Source organism: Shimwellia blattae DSM 4481 = NBRC 105725 (assembly GCF_000262305.1).
Classification (GTDB): domain Bacteria; phylum Pseudomonadota; class Gammaproteobacteria; order Enterobacterales; family Enterobacteriaceae; genus Shimwellia; species Shimwellia blattae.
In genome coordinates this window covers 3564924-3581069 of record NC_017910.1, presented here as the reverse complement: position 1 = coordinate 3581069, position 16146 = coordinate 3564924, and the positions used below count along the sequence as shown (strand labels likewise).

General features: G+C 52.7%; 13 protein-coding genes and 3 pseudogenes. 6 read left to right on the top strand and 10 right to left on the bottom strand.

What is annotated here, in order from left to right:
• Positions 1–70 precede the first annotated feature (70 nt).
• From EBL_RS16800 to EBL_RS16790, 4 genes and pseudogenes are all read left to right on the top strand, one after another.
• Positions 71–1023, top strand: a pseudogene (locus EBL_RS16800) (IS3 family transposase); the annotation flags it as partial.
• Positions 1024–1233: 210 nt separating this feature from the next.
• On the top strand, positions 1234–2304 hold the full coding sequence (locus EBL_RS16795) for an IS110 family RNA-guided transposase (protein ID WP_002445664.1): 1071 nt from the start codon (positions 1234–1236) through the stop codon (positions 2302–2304).
• A gap of 7 nt (positions 2305–2311) precedes the next feature.
• A pseudogene (locus EBL_RS20665) lies at positions 2312–2523 on the top strand (integrase core domain-containing protein); the annotation flags it as partial.
• A pseudogene (locus EBL_RS16790) lies at positions 2480–2890 on the top strand (hypothetical protein); the annotation flags it as partial. The pseudogenes EBL_RS20665 and EBL_RS16790, both read left to right, overlap by 44 nt.
• 39 nt (positions 2891–2929) lie before the next feature.
• Here EBL_RS16790 and EBL_RS16785 read toward each other — a convergent pair.
• Positions 2930–4017 (bottom strand): IS3 family transposase gene (locus EBL_RS16785; protein WP_126298255.1). Its coding sequence is split into 2 segments (ribosomal slippage): positions 2930–3765 and positions 3765–4017, totalling 1089 coding nucleotides; the frame shifts between segments, so codons are not numbered across the junction.
• 100 nt (positions 4018–4117) lie between these two features.
• Between EBL_RS16785 and EBL_RS20370 the strand changes: the two genes are divergently transcribed.
• The gene (locus EBL_RS20370) at positions 4118–4456 is read left to right on the top strand and encodes a hypothetical protein (RefSeq protein ID WP_014716196.1); all 339 of its coding nucleotides are present in this window, start codon (positions 4118–4120) and stop codon (positions 4454–4456) included.
• Between the two features lie 300 nt (positions 4457–4756).
• Here EBL_RS20370 and focA read toward each other — a convergent pair whose 3' ends face one another.
• Positions 4757–5614, bottom strand: coding sequence for a formate transporter FocA (gene focA, locus EBL_RS16770; protein ID WP_002445326.1), 858 nt, complete (start codon positions 5612–5614; stop codon positions 4757–4759).
• A gap of 294 nt (positions 5615–5908) precedes the next feature.
• On the opposite strand from focA, the gene EBL_RS16765 reads away from it, so the two are divergent.
• Positions 5909–7888 carry a sigma 54-interacting transcriptional regulator gene (locus EBL_RS16765; protein WP_014716195.1) on the top strand — a complete coding sequence of 660 codons (1980 nt, stop codon included), beginning with the start codon at positions 5909–5911 and terminating at the stop codon, positions 7886–7888.
• A 92-nt stretch (positions 7889–7980) separates the two neighbouring features.
• Here the strand turns inward: EBL_RS16765 and EBL_RS16760 are convergent, their stop codons facing one another.
• The 8 genes from EBL_RS16760 to EBL_RS16725 are packed head-to-tail and all read right to left on the bottom strand — an operon-like array spanning position 7981 to position 16140.
• The gene (locus EBL_RS16760; RefSeq protein ID WP_002445322.1) at positions 7981–8385 is read right to left on the bottom strand and encodes a formate hydrogenlyase maturation HycH family protein; all 405 of its coding nucleotides are present in this window, start codon (positions 8383–8385) and stop codon (positions 7981–7983) included.
• Positions 8378–9157, bottom strand: a complete 780-nt coding sequence (locus tag EBL_RS16755) for an NADH-quinone oxidoreductase subunit B family protein (protein WP_002445320.1) — start codon at positions 9155–9157, stop codon at positions 8378–8380. Before EBL_RS16755 ends, EBL_RS16760 begins: the two co-directional genes overlap by 8 nt.
• On the bottom strand, positions 9154–9702 hold the full coding sequence (hyfH, locus tag EBL_RS16750; RefSeq protein ID WP_002445318.1) for a hydrogenase 4 subunit H: 549 nt from the start codon (positions 9700–9702) through the stop codon (positions 9154–9156). Before hyfH ends, EBL_RS16755 begins: the two co-directional genes overlap by 4 nt.
• 10 nt (positions 9703–9712) lie before the next feature.
• Positions 9713–11449, bottom strand: coding sequence for a hydrogenase large subunit (locus tag EBL_RS16745; protein ID WP_002445316.1), 1737 nt, complete (start codon positions 11447–11449; stop codon positions 9713–9715).
• A complete protein-coding gene (locus tag EBL_RS16740) occupies positions 11436–13046 on the bottom strand; it encodes a hydrogenase 4 subunit F (protein WP_002445314.1) in 1611 nt (536 codons plus the stop codon). Before EBL_RS16740 ends, EBL_RS16745 begins: the two co-directional genes overlap by 14 nt.
• 4 nt (positions 13047–13050) lie before the next feature.
• Positions 13051–13701 carry a hydrogenase 4 membrane subunit gene (hyfE, locus tag EBL_RS16735; RefSeq protein WP_002445311.1) on the bottom strand — a complete coding sequence of 217 codons (651 nt, stop codon included), beginning with the start codon at positions 13699–13701 and terminating at the stop codon, positions 13051–13053.
• A 12-nt stretch (positions 13702–13713) separates the two neighbouring features.
• Entirely contained in the window at positions 13714–15171 is a 1458-nt protein-coding gene (locus tag EBL_RS16730; protein WP_002445308.1) for a hydrogenase 4 subunit D, read from the bottom strand.
• A gap of 18 nt (positions 15172–15189) precedes the next feature.
• Positions 15190–16140 carry a respiratory chain complex I subunit 1 family protein gene (locus EBL_RS16725; protein WP_002445305.1) on the bottom strand — a complete coding sequence of 317 codons (951 nt, stop codon included), beginning with the start codon at positions 16138–16140 and terminating at the stop codon, positions 15190–15192.
• Positions 16141–16146: the final 6 nt, after the last annotated feature.

Sequence of the window (16146 nt, the reverse complement as noted above, 5' to 3'; positions counted from 1 at the left end):
TAGTGGTTTACTGAATTTGGCCACCTGAACAGAGGTGATATGCTCACCTCAGAACACTACAGGTGCACCAATGAAACGAAGAAATTTTAGTCCTGAATTCAAACGCGAATCCGCTCAGCTGGTTGTCGACCAAAATTACACAGTTGCACAAGCAGCGAAGGCCATGGATGTCGGCCTTTCCACGATGACAAAATGGGTCAAACAACTGCGTGATGAGCGTCAGGGCAAAACGCCAAAATCTTCTCCGATAACCCCGGAGCAAATCGAAATACGCGAGCTGAGAAAAAAGCTGCAACGCATTGAAATGGAAAATGATATTTTAAAAAAGGCTACCGCGCTCTTGATGTCAGACTCCCTGAACAGTTCTCGATAATCGGGAAGCTCAGGGCGCGTTATCCTGTGGCCACTCTCTGCCACGTGTTCGGGGTTCATCGCAGCAGTTACAAATACTGGAAAAATCGTCCTGAAAAGCCAGACGGCAGACGGGCTGTATTACGAAGCCAGGTACTTGAGCTGCACAACATCAGCCACGGTTCGGCCGGAGCAAGGAGCATCGCGACAATGGCAACTCAGAGAGGCCATCAGATGGGGCGCTGGCTCGCTGGCAGGCTAATGAAAGAGCTTGGGCTGGTCAGTTGCCAGCAACCAACTCACCGGTATAAGCGTGGTGGTCATGAACATGTTGCTATCCCTAATCACCTTGAGCGGCAGTTCGCCGTAACAGAGCCAAACCAGGTGTGGTGCGGCGATGTGACCTATATCTGGACGGGTAAGCGTTGGGCGTACCTGGCCGTTGTTCTCGACCTGTTCGCAAGAAAACCAGTGGGCTGGGCAATGTCGTTCTCGCCGGACAGCAGACTCACCATGAAGGCGCTGGAAATGGCATGGGAAACGCGTGGTAAGCCCGTCGGAGTGATGTTCCACAGCGATCAGGGCAGTCATTATACGAGCAGGCAGTTCCGGCAGTTGCTGTGGCGATACCGGATCAAACAGAGTATGAGTCGGCGCGGAAACTGCTGGGATACTCATTCTAATATACTTTCAAATACCGGATCGGACTGACCCGTGCTGGGATTGGCCCAGATGCCTTTGTGTTGACCTGTCGTCCGATTCAGGTATTTCCCGGGCATAGCCGGGCCCAGCGTTTGTGACCTGATAGGAGCTTTGTGCTGCATCCCGAGTGTCCTGTCCGGCGATGGGGATGGTTGTGCTACCAATATCTGGGGGCAAACCATGCAAAATGACTGTCAATCTCCTGAAAGCGTGATCCTGGGTGTCGATACACACCTTGATGTTCATGTCGGTGCTGTTATCAGTCAGGCAGGTAAACTGCTTGGCACCCGTATTATTCAAACAAATCAAACGGGCTATCTTGAACTACTTGATTGGGCTCGCTCTTTTGGGATCCTCGAACGAGCTGGCATTGAGGGAACCGGGACGTATGGCGCTGCGTTAACACGTTTTCTCATTAAGAATAGTATTTATGTTGTTGAAGTTAACCGGCCAGATCGCTCAAAACGCCGCCTTGAAGGGAAGTCAGATCCTCTGGATGCAGAGAATGCAGCCCGGACAGTACTTTCAGGGAGCAGCAAGGCCATACCAAAAATGCAGTCCGGCGCGTGTGAAGCTCTCCGGATTATCAGTGTTGCCCGACGCAGTGCAGTAAAAGCCCGCACGCAGGCGATTAATCAGCTTCGTGCGCTGCTGGTGAGTGCCCCTCAGGATGTTCGCGACAAACTCTGGAAATCGAAACCACACGAATGCGTAACCGCCTGCATTAACAGCGAGGTGTCAGAGTACTCCCCCTTACGGATAGCCCTGTGTAGCACGCTTCGAAGTCTTGCTAAACGATGGATAGTCCTGACTGAAGAGCTGAATGAACTGGACGAATCTCTGGATAAACTGACCCGCAAATATGCCAGTAATCTTCGTAGCCAGTTTGGGGTAGGCCCACAGACGGCTGCGACGCTGCTGGCCGTTGCAGGTGATAACCCCGAACGTTTAAAAAATGAAGCGGCTCTGGCTTCGCTCTGTGGTGTAAATCCGTTACCAGCATCATCAGGAAAAACTGTCAGGCACAGATTAAACCGCGGAGGCTCACGTGAAGCTAACAACGCCCTGTGGACAATAGCCCTTGTGCGTATGCGTAGTGATCCGCGCACAAAAATCTATGTAAACAGACGAACGGGTGAAGGGTTGTCGACCAAAGAGATCCTGAGATGCCTGAAACGCTACATCGTCCGTGAACTCTATCCATTGATTTTATCGGACCTCGCCTATGCCAATCGCCCGCTCTTGACATAGGAGCGTCAATAGCCCAATGGAACGCTTCTTCCGGAGTCTGAAGAACGAATGGGTACCAGTGACAGTGTAAGCTTCAGCGATGCGACTCACGCCATAACGGACTACATCGTTGGATATTACAGCGCACTCAGGCCGCACGAACATAACGGTGGATTACCACCAAACGAATCAGAAAATCGATACTGGAAAAACTCTAACTCGGTGGCCAGTTTTTGTTGACCACTACAGTACCAGCCAACAACAGATCCAACGTATCGAGACAGGGAAGGTTGCGGCTAAGTTAGGTTTGGCACAAGAGATTTGTGCTGCCTTAAAGAAGCCGTTGAGTGCTGTTTTTCCTGATAGTGCTAATCTGCTACAGAAATTGCGCAATCAAAGTAGTCGTAGTAGCGATGAGCTGAAAGATATTGCTACTAGTGGTATTGAAATGGATTGCTGCTTTTGGACGGTGAAGCTCTGGCTAAGAGGGCAGCAAAATTATTTGCTGTTACCTATCTCCCCTGCTGATAAACGCCGTTTTTTCTCATATTTTCAGGAAAGATCTGCGGCAGACTATGAGCATTTTTTTGTTTTCGACTCAGAACAATGGTAATCCCCCCATTTTTAACGGAGGCGATAAGTAGAATCAGGTCATGCGTTGAATATGCTGCATTGGCGTGAAACCATTCAGTGCCATATTCGGACGCTCGTGATTATAAAACCATTGCCAGCGTGTGGCATAGTCCTGCAATTCGTCCAGTGATGTAAACAGGTGCTGTCCCAGCCAGTCATAACGTACAGTCCGGTTATATCGCTCAATATATGCATTTTGCTGAGGTTTTCCGGGTTGAATAAAACGCAGGGTGATATTCTGCTGAGCAGCCCATGACATCAGTATCTTGCCGGTATATTCTGGCCCATTATCACATCGTATTGCTGCTGGTTTACCTTTCCACTCAATCAGTTGTTCGAGTGTCCTCACCACACGATTTGCGGGAAGAGAAAAATCTACCTCAATGGCCAGCGCTTCACGATTAAAGTCATCGATAACATTCAGCAATCGGACGGAACGACCATCCGACAGTTGATCGTGCATGAAGTCCATCGACCAGCATTCATTGCGGCTTTCAGGCACCGCCAGCGGCTCGGGCTTATCCCGTTTCAGTCGTTTTTTCGGTTTAATTCGCCTGTTCAGCGACAACTCGCAATAAATCCGGTATACCCTTTTGTGATTGAACTTAAAGCCTTTTACGTTACGCAGGTACAAAAAGCACAGACCAAAACCCCAGTTGCGCTGACTGTCGGTGATACGGAGTAGCCAGTCAGCAATAACCGTGTTTTCTTCATTCAGTTGAGGCTGATAGCGATAGCAACTTTCGCTGACAACAAACAACTGGCAGGCAAAACGTATGCTGACGCTTCGGTGCCTGACCGCGTCCTGTGCCATCTGCTTTCGCTGCGATGGCTTCACCACTTTTTTGCCATAGCCTCCTGAATAATTTCGGCTTTGAGCCGTTCTTCGGCATACATCTTTTTCAGGCGGCGGTTTTCATCTTCCAGCTCTTTTAGTCGGGCCATCATGGATGCATCCATTCCGCCAAAGCGTGAACGCCACTTGTAGAAACTGGCATTGCTCATACCATGCTCGCGGCACAGTTCAGCAACTGGCGTTCCGGCCTCAGCCTGCTTGAGGATGGCCATGATCTGGCTGTCGGTAAAGCGTGATTTTTTCATAGAGATCTCCCCGGTTCAGATTACGAGAAAATTCTACCTATGAACACACCGGTTTTTCGGGGGGATTACCCAATATCGTTATGCCCTCAACACCCGAGAAGTGATCTTCCACCAATTCTTGTTTGATGGCTTTCCATCTAGCCCTGATGAAGCGGATGACGATGAAAATGAAGGATGCTATGGCAATGTCCATATCACCATGGAGAATGGTGGCCCAATCATTGAGCTATGTTGTGAACCTGAAACATCAGATGATGAGTTCGATGATATCGGTCAGTTGAATGCATTTTTTAGTATTCTTGAGTCAGACCCCGAATCAACAGAGCGCTACCAGCTAATCGACGAAGATGGAGAAGATGCTTTTATTCGTATTGGTTCTATTGCGATGGTGCGAGTCGCACTTGATGCGCTAGAATTTGTTGAGGAAGATAACGAGTAACAGAGTTCGGCATCTCAACCAGGCCATATTCGTCCTGGTTCGATGCAGAAAATCAATGAATTTTCGTGTTGGTATAATATCATAATATTTATTTTTAATTATGAGTTTGAGCTCTATATGCGAGTCCGGCCTTCGCCACAAACCAACCCCATTCTCTTATAACACCACCCCAAAATAACCCCCATCTACTACAAGAAAATACAAAAACACAACAAAAACAACACATTACAATAATCACACAACGCTCATCCCTGAGCTCCTCATCACTCCATCACCAATATAAACTTTCCCCACACACCCTCAGTGCGCGTGTTTATTATTACGCAGGAAAATAGCCCAGTAGGTAATACCGACCAGCACGCCGCCGCCGATAATATTACCGATAGTGACCGGGATTAAGTTATCTGAAATAAACTGTCCGAGATTAAGCGCCGGGAAATCGTCTGGCGTCATATGCACCTTATCCCAGAATGTATCGGGGGCAAAATTGCGAATCATCATCGCCAGCGGAATAAGAAACATATTTGCAATACTGTGTTCGAAACCACTACAAACGAACATGCTGATAGGCAGTAACATGGCAACAATCTTATCAACAATAGTGTGTCCTGCGTAACTTAACCATACCGCAAGGCATACCATCATATTGGCTAATGTGCCCAGGCACACGGCCTCAAAAAAAGTGTGGTGCATTTTATGGTCGGCCGTAAGCAGAACATTAAGCCCCCATTGCCCGTCTCCCGACATTATCTGACCAGAACACCAGATAAGCACAGCAAAAAATAATGCACCCACAAGGTTCCCGAGATAAACCACCGTCCAGTTAGTTGCCAGGGTGGACCATGAAATAAGGCCGCTGGCCTTGGCGATGATCGTCAAAACTGTCGACGTAAATAAATCAGCACCACATACGACCACTAATATCAGCCCCAGGGTAAAGCAGAGGCCGCCCAGAAACTTTACCGGCGCAGAGACCGGATCTGGCGAGCTGGTGATAGTGATATAAAAAACAAACCCCATCGAAATAAATACCCCGGCAATGATTGCCAGGAAGAAAGACATCGGGATCTTTTTTGTTGCTTTATATAATGCCGACTGCTCTGCAATTTTTGCCATCTCGGGTGGCAAGTGGAGATCAAAAGAACTATCCGTACTCATAGTAACTCCTGGGCATATTGATCAGGTAATATTGAATGGATGTTATTTTGATATAGTACCGTTGATGGTGTGCCGCCGATGTTGATCTACTTATCAAAATGAAGGGTTAATATAAAATTCGGACTTCAATGGTATTAATGAATAATGGTTATTATATTATTGCATGGCTAATGACTGGGTGTCTGGATCATTAAACATGGTTCAGATCAAACTAAGAAAAACTTGTTGTTTTTTTAACCTTGCGAAAAGTTTAGAATGAACAAATCCTGATGAATATAACAATATGGTTAACCGATGAAATTAGTGAGTTGTTCTGGCATCTCTATCGGTAAGGATAACCGACAGGCATTACTGGCTGATATAGCAAAGCATTTGCTGCATCAGCGTGATGAGCTTGCCGTATTGAGAATAATTACCACTCTGTTGCCCCGTGGCATATTCTTTAACTGTGTTCAGCTTGTTATTGCCGGGCAGGGAAACTGGCAACAGGAAGTACGCAATCCCTCTATCACATTACCCGCAAAAAACAGTGATCTGGCGGGGCGTTATGCCGTATCGCTGAATAATCTGTGGCCCCTGCAGGGGGAATTGATTTTTATTCGCCATCAGGGCGGTGATTTTAGCGATGAAGAGCGAAATTTTTTATATCTGGTGGCGGATCTGGCCGGTGGCATGGTATTTCAGTTAAGCCAGCATAAATATTTGCTGACTGAATCACAGTCTCTGCGTAAGAAATGTGAATGCCTGCATATCCTGGTCGATATCACGAATTCTGTATTAGCCCACGATGATATAAAACCGCTGTTTTCGGATGTATCTCGCGAGATTTATCGTTTCTTCGGTATTAATTATATCGCCTTTGCCATGAAGGCAGATAATAATGCTGATTTCGATATTTACGCGAGCTGCTATGCCCCGGAGTGTGCCCCTGAGGAGCAGCCCCGGCAGTTCAGATTCAGCGGTGAATTACTGAAATGGCCCGATACCCGCCATACGGAAAGGGTGGTGAATGACGATGACGAATATTTTCACCAGATACCCGCGCTGTTCCCGGGTGTTCCGGGGAGCGGGGAGCTGAAAACCGCCTGCCTGCTGCCGCTTATCTCAAGGGGGCAGCCGCTGGGGGTACTGATTCTGGCCCACCAGCGGGGCGGTTTTTTCACTAAAGATAAGCGGGAACTGCTGGAGCAGATCACCGCCCGGGTCGCTATTGCCACTGGCAATGTTAGCGATGGCGCTAAAAGCGCACCACCTGTGGATCAGAAGAGTGAAAACACCCGGCTAAAAAATTATCTTCAGCCCCATGATGATGAGCATAATATTATTTATCAAAGCCAGGCCATGGCCCGGGTGATGGAGCAGATAGAACTGGTTGCGGCCAGTGAAAGTACCGTGCTGATCCTCGGGGAAACGGGCACCGGGAAAGAGCTGGTTGCCCGCGAAATACACCGGCGCAGCCAGCGAAATAACAACACCATGGTGAAAATCAACTGCGCCGCCGTTCCGGAAAACTTACTGGAGAGCGATCTTTTTGGTCATGAAAAGGGGGCTTTCACCGGGGCCATATCCCGCCATATCGGGCGCTTCGAAATGGCCAACGAAGGGACACTGTTTCTGGATGAAATTGGCGATATGCCTCTCAGGCTTCAGCCCAAATTATTGCGTGTTTTGCAGGAGCGGGAAATTGAGCGGCTCGGGAGCAGTAAAACTATCCCGGTACATGTGCGGCTGATTGCGGCCACAAACCGTGACCTGAAGCAAATGTCTGTCAGCCATGATTTTCGCAGCGATTTATATTACAGACTTAATGTATTCCCCATCTATGTACCGTCACTGCGGGAGCGCCCGGAAGACATTCCGCTACTGGCAAACTATTTTATGCGCAAAATTGCCAGAAGTATGCAGCGCGATATTGTCACCATCCCTGAAGAAGCACTGCAACAACTGGTGCGTTATCCGTGGCCGGGAAATATTCGCGAGCTGCAAAATGTGATTGAGCGCGCCGTTATATTAACCACCAATACCAGCCTGAATATTCAGTTGCAGGATCTGCAAATGGCAGAGCCTGTCACCGGGCGGCCAGCGGAGAAAAAAGTCCCGCTGGCGCCACCGCCGGAAAGTGATGAAAAAGAGCGCCTGCAAATTATTCAGGCCTTGCGGGAAACAAACGGAATTGTTGCCGGGCCGCGGGGGGCCGCTTTACGGCTGGGATTAAAACGCACCACATTATTATCACGTATGCAGCGGCTGGGGATCTCTGTGGATGATCTGTAAAAAAATGCCGGGGTTTCCCCCGGCAAATGTTCATGATGGCATGTTCTTATCGGTATTATACACTAACAAACACTCTACTTCTGCTATTTAACTTAACTGTTTTTCACAATTAAATAAATTGCCGGTTCATGCTGGATCTCCTCCAGCAGGCCCATTAATGTTTTACTCCAGCCGCGAAACGGCTCGGCAATATGTTCTTCTGTTAATGGCGCCAGCGCGCTGGCTAATAAATTCACATGTGTCGAATCAATATTGATTTCTCCAAAAGTGAGCAGCCCTCTGAATTTCCGCTGTGCCTCCGGGTTATCTAACATTGTCATCCACCGGGTATATTGTGGCAGGTCACAAATTAATTCTGTATTCAGGCAATCAATAATACCGACATGATGACCAATAGCCAGCGAATAATACATTACCTGCTGAGATTGCTCCGGCATATCGCTGGTATCAATAAATTTCTGGCGCAATGACCAGAAAACAACCTGGCCGTCAGACATATTGCCCCTCTTTTAATATCTGCATCAGGCGCTGAACAATTTCCCGCAGGCGCGGATCATCGGCCTGCGACAGCCACGCCCCCAGTTTTTGTTCCGCCTCATTGCTGGCACCGGCGTTCAGGATCCCGAGTAACTGATCGCTGATCACCCGCCCTTTGCGGTAACCGGCCAGGCGCCGGGCCTCCCGCTCCACGGCAACCCGGGCATCCAGAGGTACGGCGGGCAGCAGCAAACCGGCTTTTTCGTTTTCGCCCTGGGTATGGTTCTGGCCTTTGAGTTTCTGATCCAGCAGGCCAAGGGCCACCGCGAAACCGTGGATTGTGGCCGCCGGGGTAGGGGGGCAGCCGGGGATCCAGACATCAATCGGCACGATGCTTTCGCTCCCGCCCCATACACAGTACAAGTCGTGGAAAATACCCCCGCCGCACCCGCAGGCCCCGTAAGAGATACAAATCTTCGGATCCGGGGCGGATTCATAAGCGCGCAGCGCTGGCATTCTCATGGCGCGGGTCACCGCGCCGGTAAACAGTAAAATATCCGCATGACGGGGTGAGGCCACCACTTTAATGCCGAAGCGTTCGGCATCAAACAGCGGGGTAATGGCGGCGAAAATTTCAATCTCGCAACCGTTGCAGCCGCCGCAGTCCACCCGGTAAACATAGGCGGAGCGTTGAATATCTTTCAGCAAGGTTTTCTTGAGTGCCACCGCCTGCTCATCCAGCGTTATCGGCTGGCTGACATAGTGATTTACTTTGATTTCCTGGCTGTTCATTTGCGTTCTCCAACATGATAGGACAGGTTGGTGCTGCCGTTATTGAAAAGGTTTTGCCGCTGTTTACAGGTCGGGCAGGTTTCAAACTGGGGCCGCATCTCTTCTACGGTGGCTTCGTCAATACCGGATTGCACCAGCAGCGCCATGGCGTATTCCAGTGCTTTACCGGCGGTAAAGGGCTGATGGCATTCGCGGCATTCCAGCAGGGAGAAGGTCGCCCGGTTATAGAGATCCGGTTTATTCGTGACCGCCAGTTCAAAATCCGGCGACAGGACAATGGCCCGGGTCGGGCAGACTTCTTCGCAGCGCCCGCAGAATATGCAGCGCCCGAGGAACAGCTGCCAGGTGCGGGTGCCGTCCTCCGGGTGGGTTTCCATGGTCAGCGCGTTGGCCGGGCAGGCCACAGTACAGGCCCCGCAGGCGATACACTGCTGAGGATCATATTCGGGTTTGCCGCGAAAATCCGCGCACACCTCCAGCGGTTTAAACGGGTATTTAACGGTGGCGACGCCAGCATCACGGATGGTTTTTAATAACTTGAGCATGATTCATCCCTCATTTTAGCGGCGAGTGCTTACGCTCGATCCCATAACGTTCGATCTCCTTGTAAGGCACCGTAGTGGATTTACGTTTATTAATATCCACCAGGGTGACCCTGTCGGTGCAGGAGTAGCACGGGTCGAGGCTGCCGATAATCAGCGGGGCATCAGAAATGGTGTTACCGCGCAGCATATAGCGCAATACCGGCCAGTTGGCGTAGGTTGCAGCGCGGCAGCGCCAGCGGAACAGCTTCTGGTTATCACCGAGCATGCTCCAGTGCACATCTTCACCGCGCGGCGCTTCCACATAGCCAAGGGCGAATTTATGGGGCACATAGGTAAAGCCTTCCGTCAGCAGGCTGCCCTCGGGTAAGTGCTCCAGGCCGTATTCCACCATGTTCATGGAGTCCAGGGTTTCCTGTACCCGCACCATCACGCGTGAGAAGACATCACAGCCGTCCATGGTGAACAGTGTTTTGGGCAAATTACCGTAGTTGGCGAAGCTGTGGTCAAAGCGCAGGTCGCGGGCAAAACCGCTGCCGCGGATAAGCGGCCCGACGGGGCTGTAGTCGCGGGCGATATTTCTGTCCAGCAGGCCCACCCCCTGGGTGCGCTGCTCCATGTTGGGGGTGTTGAGCAGCATGTCGACCAGTTCGGTCACCTCTTTGCGCATTTCGCGGATCAGCTGGATCCCTTTCACGCGCTGCTCTTTCTGGATGTCGCGGCGGATACCGCCAATCAGGTTCAGGCCATAGGTTTTGCGCGAGCCGGTCAGGAGCTCTGCAAGGGTCATGGATTTCTCCCTGACGCGGAAAAAGTGCATAAACCCGGTATCGAAGCCGACAAAGTGGCTCGACAGGCCAATATTCAGCAGGTGGCTGTGCAGGCGCTCTACCTCCAGCAGAATACTGCGGATGGCGTGGGCGCGCGGGGGAACATAGATCCCGAGGGCGTTCTCCACCGAGGTGGTATAAGCCACGCTGTGGGCGAAGCCGCAGATCCCGCACACCCGGTCGGAAAGGAACGTGACTTCGTTATACCCCATGCGGGTTTCCGCCAGTTTCTCCATGCCCCGGTGGACATAAAACAGGCGGTAGTCCGCATCCACAATGCGCTCCCCGTCCACAAACAGCCGGAAGTGCCCGGGCTCGTCGGAGGTGATATGCATCGGGCCGATGGGCACAATGCGCGTCTCGCTCTTGCTTTCGTTGATGAACTGATAGGTTTCGGTATCGCTGGTCGGGGCCGGGCGCTGCCGGTAGTCCATGGTGTCTTTACGCAGCGGGTAGAGATCGTCCGGCCAGTCGTCGGGCAGGACCAGGCGGCGTTCGTCCGGCAGGCCTACCGGGATCAGGCCGTACATATCGCGGATTTCGCGCTCACCCCATACGGCCGCAGGTACGCGCGGCGTCACAGACGGGAATTCGCGGGTCTCCGGGTCAACATAGGCTTTCACCACTACCCAGCATTTTTCCCCCTGCTCCATAGAGAGCGCATAGTAAACCGCATAATGGCCGGTTAATGTGCGCTCGTCGTTCCCGAACAGGACCGGCAGCCATCCCCCCAGCCGGTAGTACAGAAATTCCACCACTTCCGGCAGGGCATTGGTTTTCACGGTGATGGTCAGCTGATTGTTGGTTTGCCACTCTTCTTCCAGTACCGCGGCAGGAAATGTCTGGCGAACCTGCGCCAGGTAACCCGCACCCAGTTTTTCGCTATCCTGGATAGCACTGACGTGATTATCGTAATTCACTTTTCTCTCCTGACGGGGTATTTACAGCAGCGTGACCGGTCGTCACGGACGTTTCGGAACCCGCTGCCCACGGCCAGTTGAAATGGGGGGATACAGTGGATTTATCTTGTTGCAGCACAACGGTGGCGGCGTTTTCCAGCAGGTGAACAACCGGCTGGGGAATATGGGTCCCCATGATGAGCATCAGCACCAGCAGGATAGCCATCGGCAGGGTAGTCAGAATGCCAAGCTCCCCTTTGCTGACCGGCTCCGGTGCGTTACCAAACAGCACGGCCGCAATCATGCGTACCAGCCCGCCCAGCACGATAGTCAGCAACAGCAGCAGTACAATTGTCAGGCCGATATGGCCCGCGCTCAGGCCGGCAATCACGGTCATGAACTCGCTCAGGAAGACGTTAAATGGCGGCATACCGCCTAACCCCAGGGCACCCCCCGCCAGCAGCACCGCAGAGAACGGCATCACCTTTAGCATGCCTTTCGCCACGCTGATATCGCGGGTGCCGTATTTCAGCAACACATTACCGGAGCCGCAAAACAGCAGGGCTTTTGCCAGGCTGTGGTTCAGGGTGTGCAGCATGGCCGCCAGAATCCCCAGCGGGCCGCCAATCCCCAGCGCCACGGCGATAAGCCCCATATTCTCCACAGAGGAGTAAGCCAGCAGGCGTTTAATATCGCGCTGCACCAGGATGAAGAAGGCGGCCACAGCGACAGAGAGCATCCCGAAGACGACCAGCAGCGTGCTGGTAAAATGGGGGCCAATCGCCTGGCGGATGATGATGTTGTAGCGGATGATTATCAGCAGCGCGCAGTTAAGCAGCACCGCAGAGAGCAGCGCACTGACCGGGCTTGGCGCTTCACTGTGGGCGTCCGGCAGCCAGGCGTGCATCGGGAACAGGCCGGTTTTCGTCCCGAAGCCAATCAGCACAAAGACAAACGCCAGCTGCATCAGCGTGGTATCCAGCTCAGAGGCGTGTTTAAGTACCTCAGTCCAGAAAATCGCGTTTTGCGGATCCGGCATAATGCTGGCGGCATTGGCGTACACCAGAATGGTGCCAAACAGGCCGAAGGCGACCCCGACAGAGCAGATAATAATGTACTTCCACGCCGCCTCCAGCGAGGAGCGCTGGCTGTAGGTGCCCACCAGGAAGGCGGAGCTGAGCGTGGTGGCCTCAATGGCGGCCCACATCATGATCAGGTTGTTGCTGGTGATAACCAGTAACATGGTGAAGATAAACAGGTGGAAGAAGCCGTAGTAATTGCAAAGGCCCGCCACGCTGACTTCGCCTTCATCCACCTCATGGCGCATATAGCCGATGGAGTAAAGGCCGGTAATAAAGCTGATAATGCCGAGGATCGCCAGAAACAGCGCGCTCAGGCTGTCAAGATGCAGCCATTTACCGGCCACCAGAATGTCGCCCTGTTGATAAATCAGCGTAACGACCCACAGGGATTCGGCCAGAATGGCCAGAATGCCGATCGAATGTAATGCTGTCGTCAGTGTGCGTGCGCCGTCGCCTGCCAGGCGGCAGATAAAGTTCAGCAGCGCAATACACAGTGGGGTCAGCAACAATAATAAAAGTACGGATGTATCACTCATTCCGTTACCCCTTCAGTGCTGTCAGTTGGTCGACACTCAGCGTATTGAGAGTGCGCCAGATTTTACGGGCAAGAACAGTCATGATGATGACGGCGAAAATCGCGTCAGTGGCGATACCGATCTCCACAAGTTCCGGGGCTTTATTCGCAAGCAGAGCGAGGGTCAGGTGGGAGCCGTTTTCCATCAGGCAATAGCCGAAGACCTGCTTGAGGATATTGCGCTGAGTAACAATGCACAGCAGCCCCAGCAAAAAGTGGCCCAGCGAAACCGCCAGCGCCGGTTTGAGGGTGGCAAGCATCGGCAGCTGTACCGGGGCGACCACGTACCAGCACAGTACGACGATAATCGCGGCAATAAGCATCAGCACCGGCAGGCTAACCACGCTGCCGTCAATGGCCGGATCGCGCATACTGCGAAACGCGCTGCCCATAATTACCGGCACCAGCACCACTTTGGTAATAAAGGCGCTAATCGCCCACATGTTGAGTTCGTGCGCATTGAGCGTGAAGGCCAGGGTGGCAAAAATCAGCACCAGCACCAGCGACTGTAGCGCATACATCCAGCAGGAGGCCGTGGGGCGCTTAACCCCGATAACCAACAGCGAGGTGAACATCATCAGCCCCGCCAGGTTATTGACAATCAGTGAACCTGTCATAATCAATTTCCCTTATCCAAGCCAGTTTACGGCGATAACACTGGAGCAGAACGACATCACAATCAGGACCAGCAGCACCAGACGCATGGAGTTTGGCAACGGCGAGGCCTGAACCAGCTCCTCACTGGGCTCACCGGGCACAACCCGGCCAAACCAGTAAAGCAGCCAGGCGAAACTGGCGACCGACTCAATCAACACCAGCACCATCAGCGGGGTCATGACCCAGAACTGACTGGACATTTCAAAACCCGCCGCGAAGATGGGGAACTTGCTGAAGAAACCGTTCAGAGGCGGCACACCGGCAATGGCCAGCGCAGCCACACAAAAACCGATCCCGACAACCGGCATTTTGTGCAGCACCCCGCGCAGGCGCGGCAGCATACGCGTACCGCAGCAATAGCTGAGGGAACCGGCCACCAGGAAGAACAGGCTTTTGGCAAAGGCGTGGTTGAAGATATAAGCGATACCGCCGTCGAACGCTTCCCGGGAGCCGAAGATGGCAATCGACAGGGCAAGGAAGATATACCCCAGCTGGGTGATGGTGGACCAGGCCAGCAGGCGTTTCATATCCTTCTGGGGCAGATACATCATAAAGCCGTAAACGATGGTGATAGTGGCCATGGCGATCCCCACCCAGCCAATGACATGCGGCACATTGCCGGATTCAAAAATGGCCCTGGCGAAGATATATACCCCCACTTTCACCATTGATGCCGCGTGCAGATAGGCACTGACCGGGGTCGGTGCTTCCATGGCGTCAGGCAGCCATGCCTGTAACGGCAGCTGGGCAGATTTCCCCCAGGCGGCAAACAAAATCCCGCCGAAGACCAGCAGCGCAGGTGTCCCCTCCAGTTGCGACATGGCGCTCAGGGCGAATGTCCCGGTGGTGATAAACAGCGTCGCCGCCGCGATAAACAACCCCAGCGATGCCACGTGGGTTATCAGCAGTGCTTTCATGGCGGAGCGTTGTGATTTGGCGGTCTGGTAGTAGCCAATCAGCGCCCAGGAACAACCCCCGGTGATTTCAAAGAACAGCAACTGGCCCAGAATGGTGGACGAAAGCACCAGCCCGGCCATAGCGCCGATAAACACCAGCAAAAAGGCGTAGTAGCGGTTCTCCCCGTCGTGGGGGTGTTCGCGGTTACCGGTATTCAGGTAACCCAGTGAATAGATACTGACCAGCAGGCCAAGGAACACCACAGCAAACACAATCAGCGTACTGATCCGGTCGAAGATAAAGCCGAACAGTGCGATATCGCCGTAGTTAAGCAGTGAAATTGTCAGATCTGCTTTACCGTGGCTTAAAAAGCCCCAGCCCAGCAGCACGGTTCCCAGTGTCGCCAGCAGGGCAAACAGCGAACAGACCCATTTCGCCAGATGCTTTGGTGAGCAGGCAGTCAGCAATGCGCCAATAAACGGCAGCAACAGCGTTGCCAGTGCCGTATTGGTCATAAAGGATGAACTTTCCATAACGGTTTTCCAGGCTCCTTACAGACCGGTCAAATAAAACACAAAGGCCAGTGCGGCAACGCCAAACCCCACCCAGGTTACCCGGTGGGTCAGCAGGAAGCGGCCGCGGGCCAGCGTGTTTTCGAACAGGGAGGCAAGAACAAAAACCACCAGCAGCTTAATCAGCATGAGGATCAGTGCCTGAAACAGCGCACCGGCGGTCATTTGCGCGGCCTTACCGAACGGAATAAATATCGCCAGGAACAGCTCCGCCACGACGACCTGTTTCAGGCCGATACCCCACTTAACAAGGGCGAGACCAGAACCGGAATACTCAGTCAGCGGGCCTTCCTGTAGCTCCTGCTCTGCTTCTGCCACATCAAACGGGATTTTCCCCATCTCAATAAAGCAGGCGAAGCCACAGGCCAGCAGGGCCAGCAGTGTGGCGGTGGGTGAGCTCCAGCCCGCGCTGAGGGTGGCGCTGATGGTGCCGATATTGGTTGAACCGGCAATCAGTGCGACCACCAGCAACCCGAGGATAAGCGTCGGCTCCACCAGCACCCCGAGGGTTAACTCGCGGCTGGCGCCGATACCGGCAAAGGGGCTGCCGGTATCCAGCCCTGACAGGGCAAAAAAGAAGCGGAACAGGGCAAACAGGTAGAGCAGGGTAATCATGTCGCCTGCGCCGCCGAACGGTGAGGTCTCGGTAAACACCGGCAGGGTCATTGCCACCAGCAGCATGCTGCCCAGCAATACCCACGGCATGGCGCGGAAAATAACCCCGGACTGGGCGGGGGCGACTTCCTGGCGCTTGAGTAATTTGAATAAGTCGCGATAGTCCTGCCAGATACCCGGCCCGCGGCGGGAATGCATACGGGCGCGGATCTGGCGCGAAATACCGGTGAACAGCGGTGTCAGCAATAACAGGATAACTGCCTGAATAAGCGCAAAAATGCCCATCATAAGTGACGGTGATGCTTGTAATGTCATGATCTC

Excerpts from the sequence above, each read along its gene's own strand:
- EBL_RS16740 (WP_002445314.1), bottom strand. The coding sequence starts at position 13,046 with ATGAGTGATACATCCGTACTTTTATTATTGTTGCTGACCCCACTGTGT.
- hyfE (WP_002445311.1), bottom strand. The coding sequence starts at position 13,701 with ATGACAGGTTCACTGATTGTCAATAACCTGGCGGGGCTGATGATGTTC.
- EBL_RS16755 (WP_002445320.1), bottom strand. The coding sequence starts at position 9,157 with ATGAACAGCCAGGAAATCAAAGTAAATCACTATGTCAGCCAGCCGATA.
- EBL_RS16795 (WP_002445664.1), top strand. The coding sequence starts at position 1,234 with ATGCAAAATGACTGTCAATCTCCTGAAAGCGTGATCCTGGGTGTCGAT.
- hyfH (WP_002445318.1), bottom strand. The coding sequence starts at position 9,702 with ATGCTCAAGTTATTAAAAACCATCCGTGATGCTGGCGTCGCCACCGTT.
- EBL_RS16730 (WP_002445308.1), bottom strand. The coding sequence starts at position 15,171 with ATGGAAAGTTCATCCTTTATGACCAATACGGCACTGGCAACGCTGTTG.
- EBL_RS16760 (WP_002445322.1), bottom strand. The coding sequence starts at position 8,385 with ATGTCTGACGGCCAGGTTGTTTTCTGGTCATTGCGCCAGAAATTTATT.
- EBL_RS16725 (WP_002445305.1), bottom strand. The coding sequence starts at position 16,140 with ATGACATTACAAGCATCACCGTCACTTATGATGGGCATTTTTGCGCTT.
- EBL_RS16765 (WP_014716195.1), top strand. The coding sequence starts at position 5,909 with ATGAAATTAGTGAGTTGTTCTGGCATCTCTATCGGTAAGGATAACCGA.
- focA (WP_002445326.1), bottom strand. The coding sequence starts at position 5,614 with ATGAGTACGGATAGTTCTTTTGATCTCCACTTGCCACCCGAGATGGCA.